The organism is Intrasporangium sp. (assembly GCF_040414665.1).
GTDB lineage: Bacteria > Actinomycetota > Actinomycetes > Actinomycetales > Dermatophilaceae > Intrasporangium.
Genome location: NZ_JBEDUL010000142.1, coordinates 1 through 18322, shown reverse-complemented (window position 1 = coordinate 18322; position 18322 = coordinate 1). Strand labels below are relative to the sequence as shown.

Sequence of the window (18322 nt, the reverse complement as noted above, 5' to 3'; positions counted from 1 at the left end):
TGGCACCATGACCGTGTGCTGATCTCCAAGCCGATCGCCGAAGCCATCAGAGACGGTCGCGTGAGGACGCTGTACCGCCGCTGGGACGCCCCACGGGTCAAGGTCGGCGGCACGCAGCTCACCTCGGCAGGCGTGGTCACGTTCACGCGGGTCGTGCGGGTCAAGGACGTGGACGGGATCTCGGACCGTGCCGCGCGGGCAGCGGGGATGCAGGACGCCGCGGCCCTGCGGACGGCGCTCGCTCCGAGGGACCTCAAGCCGAGCGCCCGGGGCAGCAGAGGGGGCGAGAACGTCTACCGGATCCACGTGAGCTGGGCCGGGGAGGACCCCCGAACAGCCCTGCGCGAGCGGCTCCCCGAGGCCGCTGAGCTGGCGGAGATCGAGCGCCGCCTCGCTCGGCTCGACGCCCGGCCGACCGGCCCGTGGACTCGCCAGATCCTGGCGTGGATCCGCGACAACCCGCGCGTCGTCTCGAAGGAGCTCGCGGCCCTCCGAGGGGTGGAGCTGCTGCCGATGAAGGCCGACATCCGCAAGCTGAAGTCGCTTGGTCTCACGATCAGCCACGACGTGGGCTACGAGCTGTCGCCACGGGGGGCCGCCTACCTGGACCACATAGGAGGAGGGTGATGGCGGGCCGGAGCGACGGCACCGGTCGGACCCTTTTCGGGCCGCTGACCAAGGGCGGGGAGCGCAACTTCCTCGACACGCTCCGGGCCGAGAACGTCGGCGCCCTGCTCCTGCTCTTCTCCAGTGTCATCGCGCTGGTCTGGGCCAGCTCGCCCTGGGCCTCGGTGTATCGCACGATCTCGGACACCGTCGTCGGCCCGGCCCGGCTCGGCCTGGACCTCACCATCGCGACCTGGGCGACGGACGGGCTGCTCGCCGTCTTCTTCTTCGTCGTCGGTCTCGAGCTCAAGCGTGAGTTCTCCGTCGGCGAGCTGAGCAGCCCGCGGCGGGCGACCCTGCCCGTCATCGCCGCCCTCGGCGGGATGGCTGCGCCGGCGGCCATCTACCTGCTCGTCAACACCGTGGCCAACGGCGATCCGGCGGGTTGGGCAGTGCCCACTGCGACCGACATCGCGTTCGCCGTGGCCGTCATGTCTGCCTTCGGCCGCCGGCTGCCGACCTCGCTGCGCGCGTTCCTGCTCACGCTCGCGGTCGCCGACGACTTCGGCGGGATCATCATCATCGCCACGGTCTTCGCACACGGGCTCAACCTGCTCTGGCTGCTCGCCGGCGTGGCGGGCATCGCCGCCTTCGGCTGGCTCGTGCGGCGCCGGACGAGTCCCGCACTCCTGTTCATCGTGGGCGTGCTGTCCTGGTGGGCGGTCCACTCGTCGGGGATCCACGCGACGATCACCGGGGCCGCCCTGGCCTTCACCGTGCCGGCGGTGCCTCGCGACGCGGAGAGCGAGTCACTCGCCGAGCGGTACGAGCACGTCTGGCGGCCCTTCAGCGCTGGGTTCGCCGTGCCCGTCTTCGCCTTCTTCGCGGTCGGCATGCCGGTGACGCCGGGCATGCTCGGCGACGCCTTTGCCAGCCCGATCGCACTCGGCATCATCCTTGGACTGGTCCTCGGCAAGCCGATCGGCATCGTCGCGGCGACCCTGCTGGGCGCCCGCCTCCTGAGGCTGCACCCCGACGCACGTGGAGCGTGGAACGACCTGCTCGCCGTGTCGTGCACCGCTGGCATCGGCTTCACCGTCTCGCTGCTCATCAACTCGCTGACCTTCGACGGCAGGGCCGAGGAGATCGGCAAGGCTGGGATCCTCATCGCCTCGCTGCTCTCGGCAGGACTCGCAGCGGTGCTGCTGGCCTGGCGGTCCCGGGTGCACGAGCGACGCGGCGAGGCGTTGCCTCGCGGCTGAGGAAAGCCAGTGCCGTATGCCGCTGGGCTCGCTCCGCGTCGTCAGCGCGGTCGCGACTCGGTGACCTCAGCGTCGTCGACGTGCCTCGAGACCCGCGACGAGACCCGTCACCTCGGTGACCACCCGGTCATGGAGTTCGCCGCCGTCGATCGCGAGCCACTCAAGGGTGCGACGGGTCGCCTCCTCGACGCTGCCGGCTCCGAGGGGCACGACCTGGTCCGCGTGGGCGTCGGTGACCGGCGCCCCGGCGCCGCGCAGATGGGCGATCCAGGCGGCGACGAGGCGCAGGGCGCCGCGGCTCACGCGGCCGGCTGCCAGCTCTGCCTGCACGACCGGGACCGCGCGGATCGGGATCTTCTGCGAGCCGTCGGCGGCGATCTGGGCCAGCAGGTGGCGGATCGAGGCATTGGAGTAGCGGTCGAGCAGCGCCTGCCGGTACCTGTCGACGTCGTCGGCGGGGAGGCTGAGGTGGGCTGCGGCGGCGTCCCACCACTGCTCGACCCAGGACCGGACCTCGGGATCGGCGATGGCGTCGGCGACGGTCTCGTGCCCCACTGTCGAGGCCCCGTAGGCCATGAGCGAGTGCGACCCGTTGAGCAGCCACAGCTTGCGCTGCTCGAACGGGCGGACGTCATCGACGAGCGCCGCGCCCGCGCTGTCCCAGTCCGGTCGTCCGTTGGGGAAATCTCCGGCCAGTACCCACTCCGTGAAGGGCTCGGTCGGCACGACCGCCGGGTCCTCGACGCCGAGCTGCCGCGCCACCTCGGCCCGGTCGTCGTCGGTCGTGCGCGGAGTGATCCGGTCGACCATCGTCGTGACGAACGAGACGTTGGCCGCCAGCCAGGCCTCGAGCACCGGGTCGACGGCCCGGGCGAGGTCACCCACGACCCGCGCGGCCATCTCGCCGTTCTCGGGCACGTTGTCGTTGGGCACGATCGCGATTCGCCCGGCCATGGCGGCGCGGCGCGCGAGCAGCCCTGCGGTGAGCCGGCCCGGCGTTGTCGTGACGACACCGCCGGCCGGGTCCTCCCGGAGCGCCGCGATGTCGGCGGCCACGTCCTTCGCCGCGACGTCGAGCCCCCCGTCCGCTGCCCGTCGATACCCCGCCTCCGTCACGGTGATCGTCACGACGGCCACAACGGGGTCCGCGAAGTAGCCGCGAAGGGCGTCGAGGTCGTCCCCGGCGTGGACGGCGCTCAGGCTGGAGATGACCTCCGGGCGAGCACCATCGGGCCCTCGGACGAGGAGCGTGTAGAGCCCGTCCTGGCCCGCGAGGGTCTCCGCGATGGCTGGTGACCGGCCGGTGAAGGCGGCGTAGCCCCAGTCAGCCGCGTCCGTGGCGTGCTCCGTGTACCAGGCGGCGTGGGCCCGGAAGAAGTTGCCGACTCCCAGGTGCACCAGGCGCACGGGGGCCGCCGGGCGCCCGTCCGTCTGACGGCTCAGCCCGCGGGTGTGCGGGCGTGTGCTGGGAGCCGGCTCAGCGGCATACGACTCGTCCTGGCTGGTCACAGCAGAAACGCCTTTCGTGGGGCGACGCAGGCCCTGTCGAGTCTACGAGGGTTGCCACCAGTTGCCTCGGGGGCTTGTCACGGCCCAGGTGCCCGGCAACAGTGGGGGCGTGACGACAGCAGTACCCACCTCAGAGGAGTTGCCCGAGCTCGCGGCTCGCCGAGCCGCCCGACTCGGTGGGACGGAGGGAGTCCTCGAGCCGGACGCGGTGACGCGCTTCATCGCGGAGCAGCTCCACGCCGCCGACCTCGACGGCAAGAGCGTGTGCATCATCGTTCCCGACGCCACGCGGAGCTGCCCGATGCCGCTGCTGCTCAAGGCGGTCCACGGCGCGTTGCACGGCCGGGCCTCCCGCATGACGACGCTCGTCGCGCTGGGCACCCACCAGCCGATGAGCGAGAGGGCCCTCGCCCGCCATCTCGGCTTCACGGCGGGACGGCTCGCGGAGACCTATCCGGGCATGGCGGTGGTCAACCACCAGTGGTGGGACGCAGGGACGTTCGCCAACCTCGGCACCATCCCGGCAGCACGCCTCGAGGAGCTCTCCGAGGGCCGGCTGTCCATGGACGTCCCGGTGCTGCTCAACCGAGCGGTCGTGGACCACGACGTGGCACTCGTCGTGGGACCGGTCCTCCCGCACGAGGTCGTCGGCATCTCCGGCGGCAACAAGTACTTCTTCCCCGGCGTCGCCGGCCAGGCGATCATCGACGTCTCGCACTGGCTCGGCGCCCTCATCACCTCGGCGGAGATCATCGGCACGACCGAGATCACGCCCGTCCGTGCGCTCATCAACGAGGGGGCCGCTCTCGTCCCGGCGCAGAAGCTCGCCATCTGCGTCGTCGGCGTGAGTGGATCGCTCGACCTGCACTCGGTCTCCTTCGGCGACACCGTGGCGGCCTGGGCCAACGCAGCCCAGGTGTGCGCGGCCACCCACGTCACCTACCTCGACGAGCCGGTCAGACGCGTCATCTCGATCATTCCGCAGATGTACGCGGACATCTGGACCGGCGCGAAGGGCTTCTACAAGCTCGAGCCGGCCGTCGCGGACGGTGGCGAGGTGATCCTCTACGCGCCGCACATCACCGAGATCTCGACGAGCCACCCCGAGATCAACGACATCGGTTACCACTGCCGCGACTACTTCGTGAAGCAGTGGGACCGCTTCAAGCACCTCCACTGGGGGACGCTCGCCCACTCGACGCACCTGCGCGGTGCCGGCACCTATGACGCCGAGACGGGAGAGGAGCGCCTCCGGGTCAAGGTCACCCTGGCCACCCGGATCCCCGAGGAGGTCTGCCACGCGGCCAACCTCGGCTACCTCGACCCGGACTCGATCGACCTCGCCGCGGCCGAGGCCGACGGGGAGACCCTCGTCGTGCCGAACGCGGGAGAGGTCCTCTTCCGGCTGCGCTGAGCCGTCGACCGACGCACCACCAGGCGGGCCGGCATGACGATGGGCTCGCGACTCGGTACAGCGCCCCCGATCATGGCCACGAGGGTGCGAACCGCCGTGGCGCCCATGGCGTGCAAGGGCGCCGCGACCGTCGTCAGCTCCGGTTCGATGATGTCGGCGAGCAGCGTGTTGTCGAAGCCGACCACGCTCACCTCGTCGGGCACCGGAACGCCGAGGCGGGTCAGGCCCTTGACGACGCCGATGGCCACGGCGTCGTTGTAGCCGACGACAGCGCTGGAGGACGCTTCGACGACCTCACGCGCCCGGCCGAAACCGGCCCGGACGGTCGGGGTGTTGCACGGGCCGATCCGCCGCACCTGGACGTCGAGCTCGACGGCGGACTCACGGAGGGCCAGCCACCGCCTGCCGTCGGTCCAGCTGGCCTCGGGACCGGCGACGTAGGTCACTGTGTCGTGACCCAGCTCGGTGAGGTGCTCGAGGGCTCGTCGCATTCCGCGGGCGTTGTCCACGAAGATGCACGGCACCTCCGGGAGCCGGCGGTTGAGGACGACGACCGGCTTCTGCTTCGCCATCATCCGGATGGCGCTGTCGGACATGCGGGAACTCGCGAGAAGGACGCCTTCGACAGCCGAGAGCTCTCGCTCCGTCCACTCCCGCTCGAGCCGTGCGTCCTCCTGGGTGTGCGAGAGCAGCACGGTGTAGCCCAGCTCGTGCGCTGCCTCGTGCGCCCCGCGGATGATGTCTGCGTAGAACGGGTTGGTGATGTCGGTGACGACGAGCGCCAACGTGGCGGTCCTGGCCGATGCGAGCCCGGGCAGCACCGTCGAGCGGTAGCCCAGCAGCTCCGCCGCCTCGAAGATCCTGGTGGCGGTCTCGGCCTTGACCCGTCCCGGACGCGCGAACGCTCGCGACACGGTCGAGGCGGCGACGCCCGCGGCCCGGGCCACGTCGTAGATCGTCGGTCGGCGATCCATGCGGCCAACCTAGAGGCGCGGGCGCGAGACGGACAGTCAGTGTCGGACCCCGGACCGGGGCGTGCCGGTGACTGCGAGCACCGGTACGACAGAGAGGTCCCGCGAGCGCGGGACCCCTCTGGTCAGCACCAGAGGCGCCGGGCCGTCACCCCCGGGCCTCGTAGGTGAGGCCGAACCCGAAGGGGAACAGCTCCCCGTCGTCGGTCTCGCGGTAGCCGGGCAGGTCGCTCTTCTGCTGCTCGATGGCAGCCCGCGTCCCCGCCAGCGCGAACGGCAGGCGTCCCTGCGGCGCGAACTCGCCGGAGAGGACGTCCATGAGGGCGGTGTCACTCATCCCGAAGCCGGCCACGATCGCGCCTGCGTCCCGCAGCCCGCTCGCATCGTCGAGGACGAACGGCTGGCGGAAGTAGACGTGGAGGATCACCTTGTTCGGGTCACCGACCTCGTTCATCACCTGCTGGATCGTGCTGAGCGACGGGACGACCTGCCAGGACTGCGACGTCTCCATCCCGCTGAAGTCGAGGATGCTCGACTCCCACGGGTAGGAACCCCCGAAGCGCAGACCGCTGTCCGTGCACGCCGTGGCTCCGTAGGACACGCAGGCATCGGACTCGCCATACGGGCTCTGGCCGTCGAGGCCGGCGGTGTTCGGCATGACGATCGGGTTGAGGTGTGCCGGGTTCAGGCCGGTCGCCGGGTCGTCGCTGCGGTAGGCAGCGGTGTTCTTGTTCCTGGCGGTCATCGAGATGATGACGTAGTCGGCCCCCTCGGCGCTGGGACGCGGCGTGCCCGCTGGCACGTTGCCGTTGATGACCTGGTAGCCGTGACCCGCGACGGTCTCCTCGTTGAAGTCGCCGAGGATGTAGACCTTGGCGCCCGGTTCGAGCGGCAGGACCTTGCCACCGTCCGGGGCGTCGTGGTTCTGCAGGAGGACGGCCGACTTGCGCTGGAGGTCGAGGCCGACGGCGCGGTTGGCATCGTTGCCCACCGTGGCAGTGGCGTGCGCCTCCTCGACGTAGGGGTCCTCGAAGAGGCCCATCCGGAACATCGGGTCGAGCAGCCGGGTGGCAGCGAGATCGACGCGCTCCTCGGAGACCAGGCCGTCGGTCACGAGGGAGGTGATGGTCTGGACGTCATGGAAGCCGGACAGCGTGTCGGTGCCGCCATTGATCGCCGCGGCCACCCGCTCCGGAACGGTGGCCGTCTCGAGCCCCCAGGCCCGGTCGGTGATGACCCCGGTGTCGGAGTTGACGTAGCCCTTGAAGCCCAGCTTGTCCCGGAGCAGGTCGTTGACTATCTGTCCGGAGAAGGCCATGCCGATCTGGTCGAACGTGACGCCGTCGTAGGTGACCTCCATCGGTACCCCGTAGTAGGGCATGATCGCCGCGACACCGGCGTCGATCGCGGCCTGGAACGGCTTGAGGTGGTACCCGAAGCCGTCAGCCGGGTAGACCTGCGTCTTGCCGAAGGCGTAGTGCGGGTCGAGGCCGAGCTCCTGCGGACCGCCCCCCGGGAAGTGCTTGAGCGTCAGGGCGACATCCGTCTCTGGGCTGAGGGCGGTGCCGTCCTTGCCGACCGGACCCTGGAGGGTGGTGACGAGGGTACGCATGATGTTGGCACCGAGGTCGGCGTCCTCCGTGAAGGTCTCGTGGGTCCGGTACCAACGCGGCTCGGTCGACAGGTCGGCCATGTAGCCGTACATGCCGCGCAGGCCGATCGACGCCCACTCCTGCCCCATGACCTCGGCGAAGTCCTCCACGACGGACATGTCGCCGGCCGTGGGGGCCGCTCCCGTCCGGAGCGCTTCCTCACCAAGGGCCGCCGCCGCGATACCGGCTTCCTTGGGGAAGGCTGAGAAGGCGCCGGCCGACTCGTTGATCCCGGCTCGGGCATCGGGGTCGATGTGGTTGCGGGCGTTGGACTTGAACAGGGCGGGGATGCCGAGACGGGTGGCCTCGCTCAGCTGCTGGACGCTGTTGGTGAACTTCGCGGCCTCGGCCGGTGTCACCGAGATGCGGGTGCCGAAGCCGCCGCCCTCCTCGGTGCACAGGGCCTGGTCCGGACTGGTCACGGTGTTGCGAAAGACGAACCGGTGCATCTGCTGGTTGTCGATGTAGTCCGCCGCGAGCGCCGGCACCGTGCCGCGCTCCCCCGTCTCGACGATGCAGGAGGCGTTGAGGGTGTCGATGAGCATGAGGCCGGCCTTCTCCTCGAGCGTCATCCGCTGGACCAGGTCGGCGACCCGTTCCTTGACCGGCTTGCGCCAGTCCTCATACGTGTCAAGTCCGCCGTTGGCATTGAGATCCTTGAACGTCCGTCCCTTCACCCTGATCAGGGCCTTGGCCCGGGCCTCGAGAACGGGGGGTCGACCGTGGTTGCCTTCGTCACCGATCGCGGTGTGGGCGACGTCAGGCGTCGGGGCGAGGTCGGCACGTGGCGAAGCAGTGGCGCCGACTCCGAGGGCGAACGTGAGGGGCAGCGCAGCAGTCACGCCGAGCAGTCCGCGACGTCGTCGCGAGCGGAGGGGTGTCTTCATCAGATCCATGGCTCCTCTTCGAACTGGATGGGGATGATCGGCACACGTTCGCGCCCCGGCGCGGCAGGCCCCAATGAGTTGCCATGAGTTGCCCCCACGTTGCCGCCCCACGGGACTGGCAACTCGTGACAAACGCCTTCCATGCGAGGGTGGGATCTGACTCAATGGGAGGAGGGCTCGTGCTGCGGCCCCTCGCCCACCAGGCCCAGCGGCATACGGCATCCTCCTGTTGAGACCCTCTCCGCCCCTCTTGGAACCTTCACCACAAAGGAACACCGTGAGCGATTCGGCCACTGCGAACATCGGCGTCATCGGCCTGGCCGTCATGGGCAGCAACCTCGCCCGCAACCTCGCCCGCCACGGGCACACGGTGGCCGTCTTCAACCGGACGCACGCGCGCACGCTCGCCCATCTCGAGGCCCATCGGGCGGACGGCACGTTCGTCGGCGCGGAGACCCTCGAGGAGTTCGTCGCCTCCCTCATCCGGCCGCGCAGGATCATCATCATGGTCAAGGCCGGCCCGGGCACCGACGCGGTCATCGACCAGCTCGCACCCCTGCTCGAGGACGGCGACATCGTCGTCGACGGCGGCAACTCCCACTTCGAGGACACCCGGCGGCGGGAGGCGGCCCTTCGGCAGGTCGGCCTGCACTTCGTCGGGACCGGCATCTCCGGTGGTGAGGTGGGCGCCTTGGAGGGACCGTCCATCATGCCCGGCGGCTCGAAGGAGTCCTACGAGGCGCTGGGACTGATCCTCGAGTCCATCGCTGCCAAGGTGGACGGGGAGCCGTGCTGCGCCTACATGGGCCCCGACGGAGCCGGGCACTTCGTCAAGATGGTCCACAACGGCATCGAGTACGCCGACATGCAGTTCATCGCCGAGGCCTACGACGTCCTCACGGCGGCCGGTCTGTCGGCCGGCGAGGTCGCCGAGGTCTTCCGTGAGTGGAACACCGGCGAGCTCGACTCCTTCCTCGTGGAGATCACGGCCGAGGTCCTCAGCCACGTCGACCCGTCGACGGGACGGCCTCTCGTCGAGCTCATCGTCGACCAGGCCGAGCAGAAGGGCACGGGCCGCTGGACCGTCCAGTCCGCCCTCGAGCTGGGGGTCCCGGTGTCGGCCATCGCCGAGGCGGTCTTCGCTCGTTCGGCCTCCGGCGACCGCACCGTCCGCGAGGTCTCCAGAGGCGTCCTCGTCGGCCCGGACCGCACGCTCCCGTCCTGGGCCGGCTCCGACCGCAAGCACCTGGTGGACGCGGTCCGCGACGCGCTCTGGTCGGCCAAGGTCGTCGCCTACGCGCAGGGCCTGCAGCAGATCCGCCAGGCGAGCGCGAACTTCGGCTGGGGCGTCGACATCGCGACCGTGGCGCGAATCTGGCGGGGTGGCTGCATCATCCGCGCGCGCCTGCTCAAGCAGATCAGCGACGAGTACGCCGCGGGGCAGCTGGCCACCCTCCTCGTCGCCCCGAGCATCCAGGCCGGCCTGGCCGATCGCCAGGAGTCGTGGCGACGGGTCGTTGCGGCAGCCGCGACGGCCGGGGTACCCGTGCCCGGCTTCTCCAGCGCCCTCGCCTACTACGACACCGTCCGCGCGGAGCGGCTCCCGGCCGCGCTGGTCCAGGGCCTCCGCGACAACTTCGGCGCGCACACCTACCGCCGGGTCGATCGGGAGGGCACGTTCCACACGCTGTGGTCGGCAGACCGGTCCGAGGTCGAGATCTGAGCGCCTCACTCGTGCACGTTCCCCTGCCTCCCAGCCAGGCGGCCTCGGCTGACGCCGTCGAGAGGCAACTACGTGGTCGTATGCCGCTGGGCTCGGTCGGACGCCTCGGCGTCGCCTTCTCGGGGGGCGTGGACTCCGGCCTCCTCCTCGCACTCGCCGTCCGTGCGCTCGGGGCCGACCGGGTGCTCGCGGTGATCGGCGTCTCCCCGAGCCTGGCCCGCGACGAGCTGCACGGTGCCCGGGACGTGGCGGCGGCCATCGGTGCGCCCGTCGTCGAGGTCGCGACGCACGAGGGCGACCACCCGATGTACCGGGCGAACGGTCCGGACCGCTGCTTCTTCTGCAAGGACGAGCTCTTCACCCGCATCTCGGACGAGGTGGCTGGTGCCCATGGGCTCGTCGCCGTGGCCTACGGCGAGAACGCCGACGACGCGCGGCGACCGGATCGTCCGGGCGCTCGGGCCGCGACGAACCACGACGTCCTGCGGCCCCTCGCGGATGCGGGACTGACCAAGGCGGACGTCCGGTCGCTTGCCCGGGCTCTGGGCCTGCCCAACGCCGACAAGCCAGCCGCGCCCTGCCTGGCCTCCCGCATCCCACACTTCTCCGAGGTCGACCCGGCGAAGCTCGCACAGGTCGAGGCGGCCGAGCAGGGGCTGCGGGCGCTGGGCTTCGCCGACTGCCGCGTCCGGCACCACGGCGACGTCGCTCGGGTGGAGCTGCCCGACGGTGAGCTGGCCCGAGCCATGGAGCCGGAGCTGCGCTCTGCGATCCACGCGGTGGGGCTCCAGGCCGGGTTCCGGTTCGTCGCCGTCGATGTCGCCGGCATCCAGTCGGGGGCGTTCACCCTGCCACTCGTGCGGCTCGGCGATGGCTGAGAGCACACCGGTGAGCCCGGGCGACCTCCAAGGCGTCGCCGAGCTCGACCTCGGACGGGCAGCCCGTCGGGGCTATCCCGAGGCGATCCTCTGCGAGCCGAAGACGCCCGGACAAGTGGCGTCGATCGCCTTGGCACTCAAAGACGCTCATGACAAGGGCACGACGACCGGGCCGGTGCTGTTCACCCGTGCCCCGGCCGCCCATGCGGAGGCCGTCCTCCGCGTGCTACCCGATGCGATGCACGATGAGGTCGGCCGGATCCTCGCCTGGCCCCCGCGGGCACCGGAGCCGACAGGCGGGCTCGTCGCGGTGCTGTGCGCGGGGACGTCGGACCTGCCGGTGGCTCGGGAGGCCCTCGTCACGCTGACCTATCTCGGACGTCCCACCGAGTTCGTCGTCGACGTCGGCGTGGCGGGGATCCACCGGGTGCTCGCGCGCGAGGACCTGATCCGGACGGCGCGGGCGATCGTCGTCGTCGCCGGAATGGACGGAGCGCTCGCGTCGGTCGTGGCCGGCCTGGCGAGCGCGCCGGTCGTCGCCGTTCCGACCTCCGTCGGGTACGGCGCGGCGTTCGAGGGGCTCGCTCCCCTGCTGTCGATGCTCAACGCCTGCTCCCCCGGGGTCGGTGTCGTCAACATCGACAATGGCTACGGTGCGGGCCACCTCGCGGCGCAGATCGCTGCCGATCCCGGCTGACGGCTCCGTGACCGCGGGTCAGCTCTCGAGCTTCCGGACGATGCGCTGGACGGTGAGCCAGCTGCGCGTGGTGATCTCGCGTCCGTAGGCCTTCTCCAGCGAGGCCATGAAACCCGAGGCCCGGCCGGGGTCGCTGGTGTCGATGACGGCGAGGACGACCCGGGCCCCAGGGTCGTACCGAACGGAGTGTGCCAGCCGGTCCGACTCCCCTGGCACGGTAGTCGTCCGCGGTGCGACGTCCTTGAGGAAGGTCGCGGTCAGATAGGTGCCACGTCCGTGGGTCAGGCCGGGAAAGGGGTCGCTGTCGACCAGTGCGCGAAGGTCTGGGTGCCCCCGGATGATGGTGCGGCTGGAGAGGCCGAGCTCGCTCGTGAGCGCCGCCTCGACCCGGTTCTCGAGGGCAGCGACGTCCGTGGCGGCGCTGTGGAAGACGATGTTGCCGCTGGAGAGCACTGACGACACGCCCTCGAACCCGAGCCCCTCGAACACCCGTCGCAGCTTGTCGTTCGTCATGTTCTTGCCACTCGGTGCGATCCCGCGCAGGAGTGCTGCGTAGCGGTTCAGGTCGCCCACCCTCAGGAACGCCCGTCGGGGGCGGGACCGCCCGGGACCAGTCCGGCGTCGACGGCGGCGGCCATCGCATGGTCGAGGACGTCGCGGACGGGGCGGTCCAGAGCGGCCGCAGCGCTCTCGACGGCGGAGAACTCGGGGGTCACGGTGATGATGCGACCGTGGCGGTGGGCCACCTTGACCGCCACCCCCTGTCCGTCCACGTCGACGTCGACCCAGGAGCGAGCGAGCGCCCAGCGCCGCACCCGGCTCTCCCGGAGGCCGATGGTGCTCGTCTGGGCCAGCACGAGGTCCCGGAGCCGGGTGGTGTCCGCGGGCTGCGCGAGGACGGACAGGGTGTGGGCGGTGCGGCCCTTCTTCATGACGATGGGGGTCAGCCAGGCATCCGCCGCGCCGTGCTCGAGCAGCGCCGTGAGGACGGACGGCCAGACGCGTGGGTCGAGGTCGTCGACGTTCGCCTCGAGCACCACCATGAGCGACTCGTCGAGTCCCTCATCGGCGGCCGCGCCGGCTGGTGCCACGTCGAGCCCAGGATGCTCGTCCCGCTCCGGCTCCCGGGAGCCCACGACCACGCGGGAGACGTTGGCCCGGTCGTCGACATCCCTGGTGCCGGCCCCGATGCCGACGGCCGCGACCTCCATCCTCGGCAGCGGGCCCTGCGCCGTCGCGATCGTCGTCAGCAGGGCGACGCCCGTCGGCGTCGCGAGCTCGCCGTCCCCTACCGCCTCCACGACCCACCCGACGGTCAGGCCGAGGACGGCGGGAACGGGCACCGCGACCCGCCCGTGGGAGCCGTGCACCGATCCAGAACCGACGGCGATCGCGCTGACGACGACCTCCGACACGCCCAGGTCCTCCACGGCCGCACACACCCCGACGACGTCGGCAATGGAGTCCCAGGCACCCACTTCGTGGAAGCGCACGTCGTCGACCGGGACTCCGTGGACCCTGGCCTCGACGCGGGCCAGCGCCTCGAACGCCGAATGCGCCTGGCGCCCAATGGCGTCCCCAAGGTCAGCGGAGGCGAGGAGCCGCCGGATCTCCGCCCATGGGCGGTGGGGCTGGTCCGGTCGAGCCAGCTCGATGCCGACCTTGAGGGCGCGCATCCCGGCCCGGGTCGTGTCGGCGGCCGTGATCCGGACCGTTCCCGGGATGACCGCCTCGACGGCGGACCGCACGACATCGAGGGACGCGCCGGCGTCGACGAGCGCGCCGAGCAGCATGTCGCCCGCCACTCCGGCCGACGCGTCGATCCACGCGGTCCGGCCAGGCGGAGCCGGCGGCCGGCTCACCTCTGTCGCGCTGGTGGGCATGCGCCACAGGCTAGGCGCTGCCCGCGCACTGAGCGCGGGAGGGCTGGGAGGACGCGGCTCCGGAAGGAGCTCAGCGGCATACGGCGTGGGACTGGTCAACCCGGCCGACCGCTCAACGCTGCGTCGTGTCGGTGACCTCGCCGACAAGCTCCTCGAGGACGTCCTCGAGGAAGACCACGCCCGTCACCTCTCCGGCTTCGTCGATGACGCGAGCGAGGTGTGCCCCCGTCAGCTGCATGGTGGCGAGGACGTCCTCGACCTCGTCGCCCTCCCGGACGGTGGCCAACCGGCGGATCCGCTTCGGGGGGACGGGCAGCTCGTGGCGCTCGTCGTCGGCGTAGAGCACATCCTTGAGGTGCAGGTATCCGGCGATGTCCCCGCCCGCGTCGAGGACCGGGTAGCGCGAGAACCCCTGCCTGGCGACGAGTCGCTCGATGTCCGCCGGGGTGGCACCGAGCTGCACGGTCGTCAGCCCCTCGAGCCCGACGGCGACGTCGCGAGCGAGCTTGTCGGAGAACTCGAGCGTCTTGGAGACGAGGCCGTGTCGCGCCTCCTCGATGAGTCCCTCGCGGTGGGACTCGCCGACGATGTGGGCCACCTCCTCCGCGGTGAAGGCCGACGAGATCTCATCCTTCGGCTCGATCCGGAAGAGGCGCACGAGCGCCTTGGCGAGCGTCTCCATCGCCCGGATGACGGGGCCCAGGGCACGGGTGATGGCGTAGAGCGGTGGCACGAGCAGGAGCGCGGACCGCTCCGGGCCGGCGATGGCGATGTTCTTGGGGATCATCTCCCCGACCACGACGTGCAGGTAGGACACGATGAGCAGGGCGATGGCGAGGGCCACGCCCCCTGCCCAGGCCGCTCCCATCCCCCACGCCGCGAAGATCGGCTCGAACAGGTGGTGCAGGGCAGCCTCGGCCAGGGCGCCCAGGCCCACGGAGCACACGGTGATGCCCAGCTGGGCGGTCGCGAGCATCGACCCGAGCCGCTCGACCGCCTCGATGCTCGTGGCCGCGCGCTTGCTTCCCGTAGCGGCGAGCGGTTCCAGCGCCGAGCGCCGGACGGCCATCGCCGCGAACTCGGCGCCGACGAAGAACGCGTTGCCGAAGAGCAGGACCACGGAGACGACATAGACCCAGGCGCCACTCATCGCGGCACCCCCGCCACGGTGTCAGGCCCAGCACCGGGACGCTCCGGGCCGTGATGCTCCGGGCCGGCAGGCTCCGGCGCCGAGTCGGGGTCCGGGACGAAGCGCAGGCGGTCGACCCGGCGCCGCGCCATGCCCGTCACGTGGATGCGCCAGCCGGGGACCTTGATCACGTCGCCGACGACCGGGACCCGGCCGAGCCGGGCCATGACGTAGCCGCCCATCGTCTCGTACGTCGAGCCGTCGGCCACGTCGGCGTCGAAGGCGTCCCGCACCTCGTCCGGTCGCCACAGCCCTGGTACCGTCCACGACCCGTCAGTCAGCTCGCGACCGCTCTGCCGCCTCCGGTCGTGCTCGTCCGCGACCTCACCGACGATCTCCTCGACGACGTCCTCGAGCGTGACGACCCCGGAGGTGCCGCCGTACTCGTCGACGACGACGGCCATCTGGAAGCCGCCCGCACGCAGCTGCCGCAGCAGCGGCTCGAGCCGGATCGTCTCGGGCACGACGAGGCGGTCGGACATGAGCGCGGACACCGGGACGTCCTTGCGGCGGTCGTGCGGAACAGCCATGGCGCGCTTGACGTGGACCACGCCGTCGATGTCGTCCCAGTCGTTGCCGAGGACCGGGAACCGCGAATGACCAGTGCGCCGCGACAGCCGGAGGACGTCGTCGGCGGACTCGTCCCGGTGGATGCCGGCACAGCGCACGCGCGGGGTCATGACGTCGTCAGCGGTGCGCTCGCCGAAGCCGAGCGTCTTCGTCAGCAGGCGCGCGGTCGTGACCTCGAGGGTTCCCGCCTCGGCGGATCGCTGCACGAGGCTCGCCAGCTCCTGCGGCGTCCGCGCGCCGGAGAGCTCCTCCTGGGGCTCGATCCCGATCGCGCGCAGGAACGCGTTGGCCGAGCCGTTGAGGACGAGGATGAGGGGCTTGGCCACCGTCGCGAAGATCCGGACGGGCAGGGCGACGACCTTCGCGGTCGTCAGCGGGGCCGAGATGCCGAGGAACTGCGGGAGCAGCTCGCCGAAGACCATCGAGAACGCCGTCGCCAGCACGAGGGCGAGGGTGCTCGAGATGGCCGCGACCGCTGGCTGCCCGAGCCCGAGGCTGCTCAACGGGCCGCTCAGGAGGCTGCCGATGGACGGCTGGGCGAGGTAACCGACGACGAGAGTCGTGATGGTGATGCCGACCTGGGCCGCCGACAGCTGGGTGGACAGCTGCTTGAGGGACTGGAGCACGATCCGCGCGTGGCGGTCCCCGGCGTCAATCGCCTTCTGGACGGTCGGCCGGTCGAGGGCGACGAGGGAGAACTCCGCAGCGACGAAGACGGCGGTGCCGCCGGTCAGGAGGATCGCTGCGAGCAGGAGCAGCCACTCCATCACCGCGTCCTCACCGCATCCTCACCTGCCCCAACGTGCCCTCACCGCGCCCCACTATATGGACCCGTCACGGCACCGGGGGCGGTGTGGTTGAGTTGGACGCACACCAGGAATCGCCCTTCGGGGCCTTGAAGGAGGCGTTGTGACAGCCGCGTCGGCCGCCACTCCAGCACAGCCCGCCACCGGCGGCGCCACGCCGTCCGCCGATCCGCAGCAGGGCCGGATCGAGGTCCGTGGACTCACGAAGCGGTTCGGTCGGTTCACCGCCGTCGACCACCTCGACCTCGATGTCGTGCCCGGCCGGATCACGGGCTTCCTCGGCCCCAACGGCGCCGGCAAGACGACGACCCTGCGGATGCTCCTCGGGCTGATCCGCCCGACCGCCGGCACCGCAACCATCGAGGGGCGTCGGTACCACGACATCGCCAACCCACTCACCGTCGTGGGTTCGGCGCTCGAGTCGACGAACTTCCACCCGGGACGGACCGGGCGCAACCACCTGCTGGCCCTCGCCTCCGCTGGCAACATCCCGGCCAGTCGCGTCGACGAGATGCTCGAGCTCGTCGGCATCCCCGCCGCGGCGGGCAAGCGCGCAGGTGGCTACTCGATGGGGATGCGACAGCGGCTCGGGCTCGCGGCCGCGCTGCTCGGGGATCCTCGAGTCATCATCCTCGACGAGCCGGCCAACGGCCTGGACCCCGACGGCATCCGGTGGCTGCGCGGGTTCCTGCGCCACCTTGCATCGGAGGGGCGCACCCTGCTCATCTCGAGCCACATGCTGTCCGAGGTGGAGCAGACCGTCGACGACGTCGTCATCATCGCGAACGGCAAGCGGGTCGCGCAGGGCACCGTCGAGGAGCTCCGAGGTGAGCCGACCGCGTTCGTGCGCACCTCCGACACCGACCGGCTGGCCAGCACCTTGGCCGGGCGCGGACTGGGCCTCAAGCGCAAGGACGGCGGCATCCAGGTGACGACGGAGGACCTCGCAATGGTGGGAGACCTGGCGCACGCGGCTGACATCGCGATCCATGAGCTGCGCGCCGAGAAGACCCATCTCGAGGAGCTGTACTTCAACCTCACCGACTCGGACCAACACCGCAACCGCAACCTCGGCGAGGCGGCCGCACCGCTCGGCCAGCTGCCCCCGCCGAGCGGGCCGCCCATCGACCCGAGGCTGCTCGCGGTCACCCCGGACGCTGCGCCGCCGGACCCGAGGGAGCCCGAGACGCACGGACAGGAGGAGTCGCGGTGACCAAGGCCGTCAGCTCGGAGTTCCGCAAGTTCTTCACGACGCGGCTGTGGTGGGGCATGCTCATCGCGATCGTCGTGGCCGGAGCCGGCTTCGCTGCACTCTTCGCGTTCCTGTTCACGAGCGATGCCGTGATCGGCGAAGGCGGCCCCGGTCTCCCGACCACCGACGCCGAGCTGGCCCGGACCACCTTCACGAGTGGCATCGGCGTCGGCTACCTGCTGACTCTGGCCATCGGGGTCATGACCGTCGGGGCCGAGTATCGCCACAAGACGATCACCGCCACGTTCCTGGCCGAGCCCAAGCGCACCCGCGTCATGGTCGCCAAGACCATCCTGCTGCTCGTCCTCGGCGCCCTGTACGGGCTCGCGTCGCTGACCGCATCGGTCGTCACCGGGGCGACGATCCTGGCGTCACGCGGACACGAGCCCTTCGGGGATCCGGAGATCTGGCGAACCCTGGCCCTGTCCCTCCTGGTCCTCGGCCTCTGGGCGCTCATCGGCCTCGGGGTCGGCATCCTCATCCCCAACCAGGTCGCGGCCCTGCTCATCGCCGTCGGCGCCGCCTGGATCGTCGAGCCGATCATCGGAGCCGTCCTGCCGCTGACCGACATCGGCGCGGACATCGCCCGTTACCTGCCAACGCAGGCGACGAACGCGACCTTGAACGTGCAGAACTTCAACTTCGGCGGAACGGTGTCCGACCAGCTTGCGTGGTGGGCGGGCGCGCTCGTACTCACCGGATATGCCCTGGTCATGGCGCTCATCGGCACGATCCGCACGGTCCGCGCCGACATCTCCTGACCGGGCCATTGGCCCGGTCGACCCACAACACGTGTCCGTATGCCGCTGAGCCGGCTCCCCCTGTCACCACACCCTTTGCGCGTCTTTCGCCATTCAGACGTCTGTCGGGGCCGGATGCGTTCGGGGCTAGGCTTGGCGTGTACTCCGCACGACGCACCCCAGGCAACGAAAGAGGCGCATTCGCGTGTCTGAACAGTCCACGTCCGGCGACCCGATGGCATCCTTCGGACCGAACGACTGGCTCGTAGACGAGCTGTACCAG

Annotated in this window: 15 protein-coding genes; 8 read left to right on the top strand and 7 right to left on the bottom strand. The window is 70.8% G+C overall.

Translation table 11 applies throughout. The features are described from left to right. Nucleotides 1–15: 15 nt before the first annotated feature. Together ABF401_RS14805 and nhaA are read left to right on the top strand one after the other, a co-directional pair. On the top strand, nt 16–627 hold the full coding sequence (locus ABF401_RS14805) for an ASCH domain-containing protein (protein ID WP_353510338.1): 612 nt from the start codon (nt 16–18) through the stop codon (nt 625–627). Then, nucleotides 627–1868 carry a Na+/H+ antiporter NhaA gene (nhaA, locus tag ABF401_RS14800; protein WP_353510337.1) on the top strand — a complete coding sequence of 414 codons (1242 nt, stop codon included), beginning with the start codon at nt 627–629 and terminating at the stop codon, nt 1866–1868. Before ABF401_RS14805 ends, nhaA begins: the two co-directional genes overlap by 1 nt. A gap of 66 nt (nt 1869–1934) precedes the next feature. Here the strand turns inward: nhaA and ABF401_RS14795 are convergent, their stop codons facing one another. Further along, nucleotides 1935–3377, bottom strand: coding sequence for a mannitol dehydrogenase family protein (locus ABF401_RS14795; RefSeq protein ID WP_353510336.1), 1443 nt, complete (start codon nt 3375–3377; stop codon nt 1935–1937). Between the two features lie 109 nt (nt 3378–3486). Between ABF401_RS14795 and ABF401_RS14790 the strand changes: the two genes are divergently transcribed. Next, entirely contained in the window at nt 3487–4791 is a 1305-nt protein-coding gene (locus ABF401_RS14790) for a lactate racemase domain-containing protein (protein WP_353510335.1), read from the top strand. Here the strand turns inward: ABF401_RS14790 and ABF401_RS14785 are convergent. Beyond that, on the bottom strand, nt 4692–5765 hold the full coding sequence (locus ABF401_RS14785) for a LacI family DNA-binding transcriptional regulator (RefSeq protein ID WP_353510334.1): 1074 nt from the start codon (nt 5763–5765) through the stop codon (nt 4692–4694). The genes ABF401_RS14790 and ABF401_RS14785 overlap by 100 nt on opposite strands. A 145-nt stretch (nt 5766–5910) precedes the next feature. Then, the gene (locus tag ABF401_RS14780) at nt 5911–8301 is read right to left on the bottom strand and encodes a glycoside hydrolase family 3 protein (protein WP_353510333.1); all 2391 of its coding nucleotides are present in this window, start codon (nt 8299–8301) and stop codon (nt 5911–5913) included. A gap of 277 nt (nt 8302–8578) precedes the next feature. Here ABF401_RS14780 and gnd point away from each other — a divergent pair, with 277 nt between their 5' ends. From gnd to larB, 3 genes are read left to right on the top strand one after another with little or no spacing between them, the layout of a single operon-like run. Then, nucleotides 8579–10024, top strand: a complete 1446-nt coding sequence (gene gnd / locus ABF401_RS14775; protein WP_353510332.1) for an NADP-dependent phosphogluconate dehydrogenase — start codon at nt 8579–8581, stop codon at nt 10022–10024. Beyond that, complete coding sequence (gene larE, locus ABF401_RS14770; protein ID WP_502908255.1) at nt 9991–10902, top strand: ATP-dependent sacrificial sulfur transferase LarE; 912 nt, start codon at nt 9991–9993, stop codon at nt 10900–10902. Before gnd ends, larE begins: the two co-directional genes overlap by 34 nt. Next, the gene (gene larB / locus ABF401_RS14765) at nt 10895–11599 is read left to right on the top strand and encodes a nickel pincer cofactor biosynthesis protein LarB (RefSeq protein ID WP_353510331.1); all 705 of its coding nucleotides are present in this window, start codon (nt 10895–10897) and stop codon (nt 11597–11599) included. The genes larE and larB overlap by 8 nt, the downstream gene beginning before the upstream one ends. 18 nt (nt 11600–11617) lie before the next feature. Here the strand turns inward: larB and ABF401_RS14760 are convergent, their stop codons facing one another. From ABF401_RS14760 to ABF401_RS14745, 4 genes are all read right to left on the bottom strand, one after another. Next, a complete protein-coding gene (locus ABF401_RS14760; protein ID WP_353510330.1) occupies nt 11618–12172 on the bottom strand; it encodes a DUF1697 domain-containing protein in 555 nt (184 codons plus the stop codon). 2 nt (nt 12173–12174) lie between these two features. Further along, a complete protein-coding gene (gene larC / locus ABF401_RS14755; RefSeq protein ID WP_353510329.1) occupies nt 12175–13482 on the bottom strand; it encodes a nickel pincer cofactor biosynthesis protein LarC in 1308 nt (435 codons plus the stop codon). A gap of 112 nt (nt 13483–13594) precedes the next feature. Beyond that, complete coding sequence (locus tag ABF401_RS14750) at nt 13595–14632, bottom strand: hemolysin family protein (protein WP_353510328.1); 1038 nt, start codon at nt 14630–14632, stop codon at nt 13595–13597. Continuing rightward, a complete protein-coding gene (locus ABF401_RS14745) occupies nt 14629–16011 on the bottom strand; it encodes a hemolysin family protein (protein ID WP_353510327.1) in 1383 nt (460 codons plus the stop codon). The genes ABF401_RS14750 and ABF401_RS14745 overlap by 4 nt, the downstream gene beginning before the upstream one ends. 139 nt (nt 16012–16150) lie before the next feature. Between ABF401_RS14745 and ABF401_RS14740 the strand changes: the two genes are divergently transcribed. Together ABF401_RS14740 and ABF401_RS14735 are read left to right on the top strand one after the other, a co-directional pair. Beyond that, the gene (locus ABF401_RS14740) at nt 16151–17260 is read left to right on the top strand and encodes an ABC transporter ATP-binding protein (protein ID WP_353510326.1); all 1110 of its coding nucleotides are present in this window, start codon (nt 16151–16153) and stop codon (nt 17258–17260) included. Continuing rightward, on the top strand, nt 17257–18060 hold the full coding sequence (locus ABF401_RS14735) for an ABC transporter permease (RefSeq protein ID WP_353510325.1): 804 nt from the start codon (nt 17257–17259) through the stop codon (nt 18058–18060). The genes ABF401_RS14740 and ABF401_RS14735 overlap by 4 nt, the downstream gene beginning before the upstream one ends. Nucleotides 18061–18322 lie beyond the last annotated feature (262 nt).

What these genes read in the sequence shown, in the direction of transcription:
- nhaA (WP_353510337.1), top strand. Translation starts at nt 627, where the DNA reads ATGGCGGGCCGGAGCGACGGCACCGGTCGGACCCTTTTCGGGCCGCTG.
- ABF401_RS14785 (WP_353510334.1), bottom strand. Translation starts at nt 5,765, where the DNA reads ATGGATCGCCGACCGACGATCTACGACGTGGCCCGGGCCGCGGGCGTC.
- ABF401_RS14780 (WP_353510333.1), bottom strand. Translation starts at nt 8,301, where the DNA reads ATGAAGACACCCCTCCGCTCGCGACGACGTCGCGGACTGCTCGGCGTG.
- larB (WP_353510331.1), top strand. Translation starts at nt 10,895, where the DNA reads ATGGCTGAGAGCACACCGGTGAGCCCGGGCGACCTCCAAGGCGTCGCC.
- larC (WP_353510329.1), bottom strand. Translation starts at nt 13,482, where the DNA reads ATGCCCACCAGCGCGACAGAGGTGAGCCGGCCGCCGGCTCCGCCTGGC.
- ABF401_RS14750 (WP_353510328.1), bottom strand. Translation starts at nt 14,632, where the DNA reads ATGAGTGGCGCCTGGGTCTATGTCGTCTCCGTGGTCCTGCTCTTCGGC.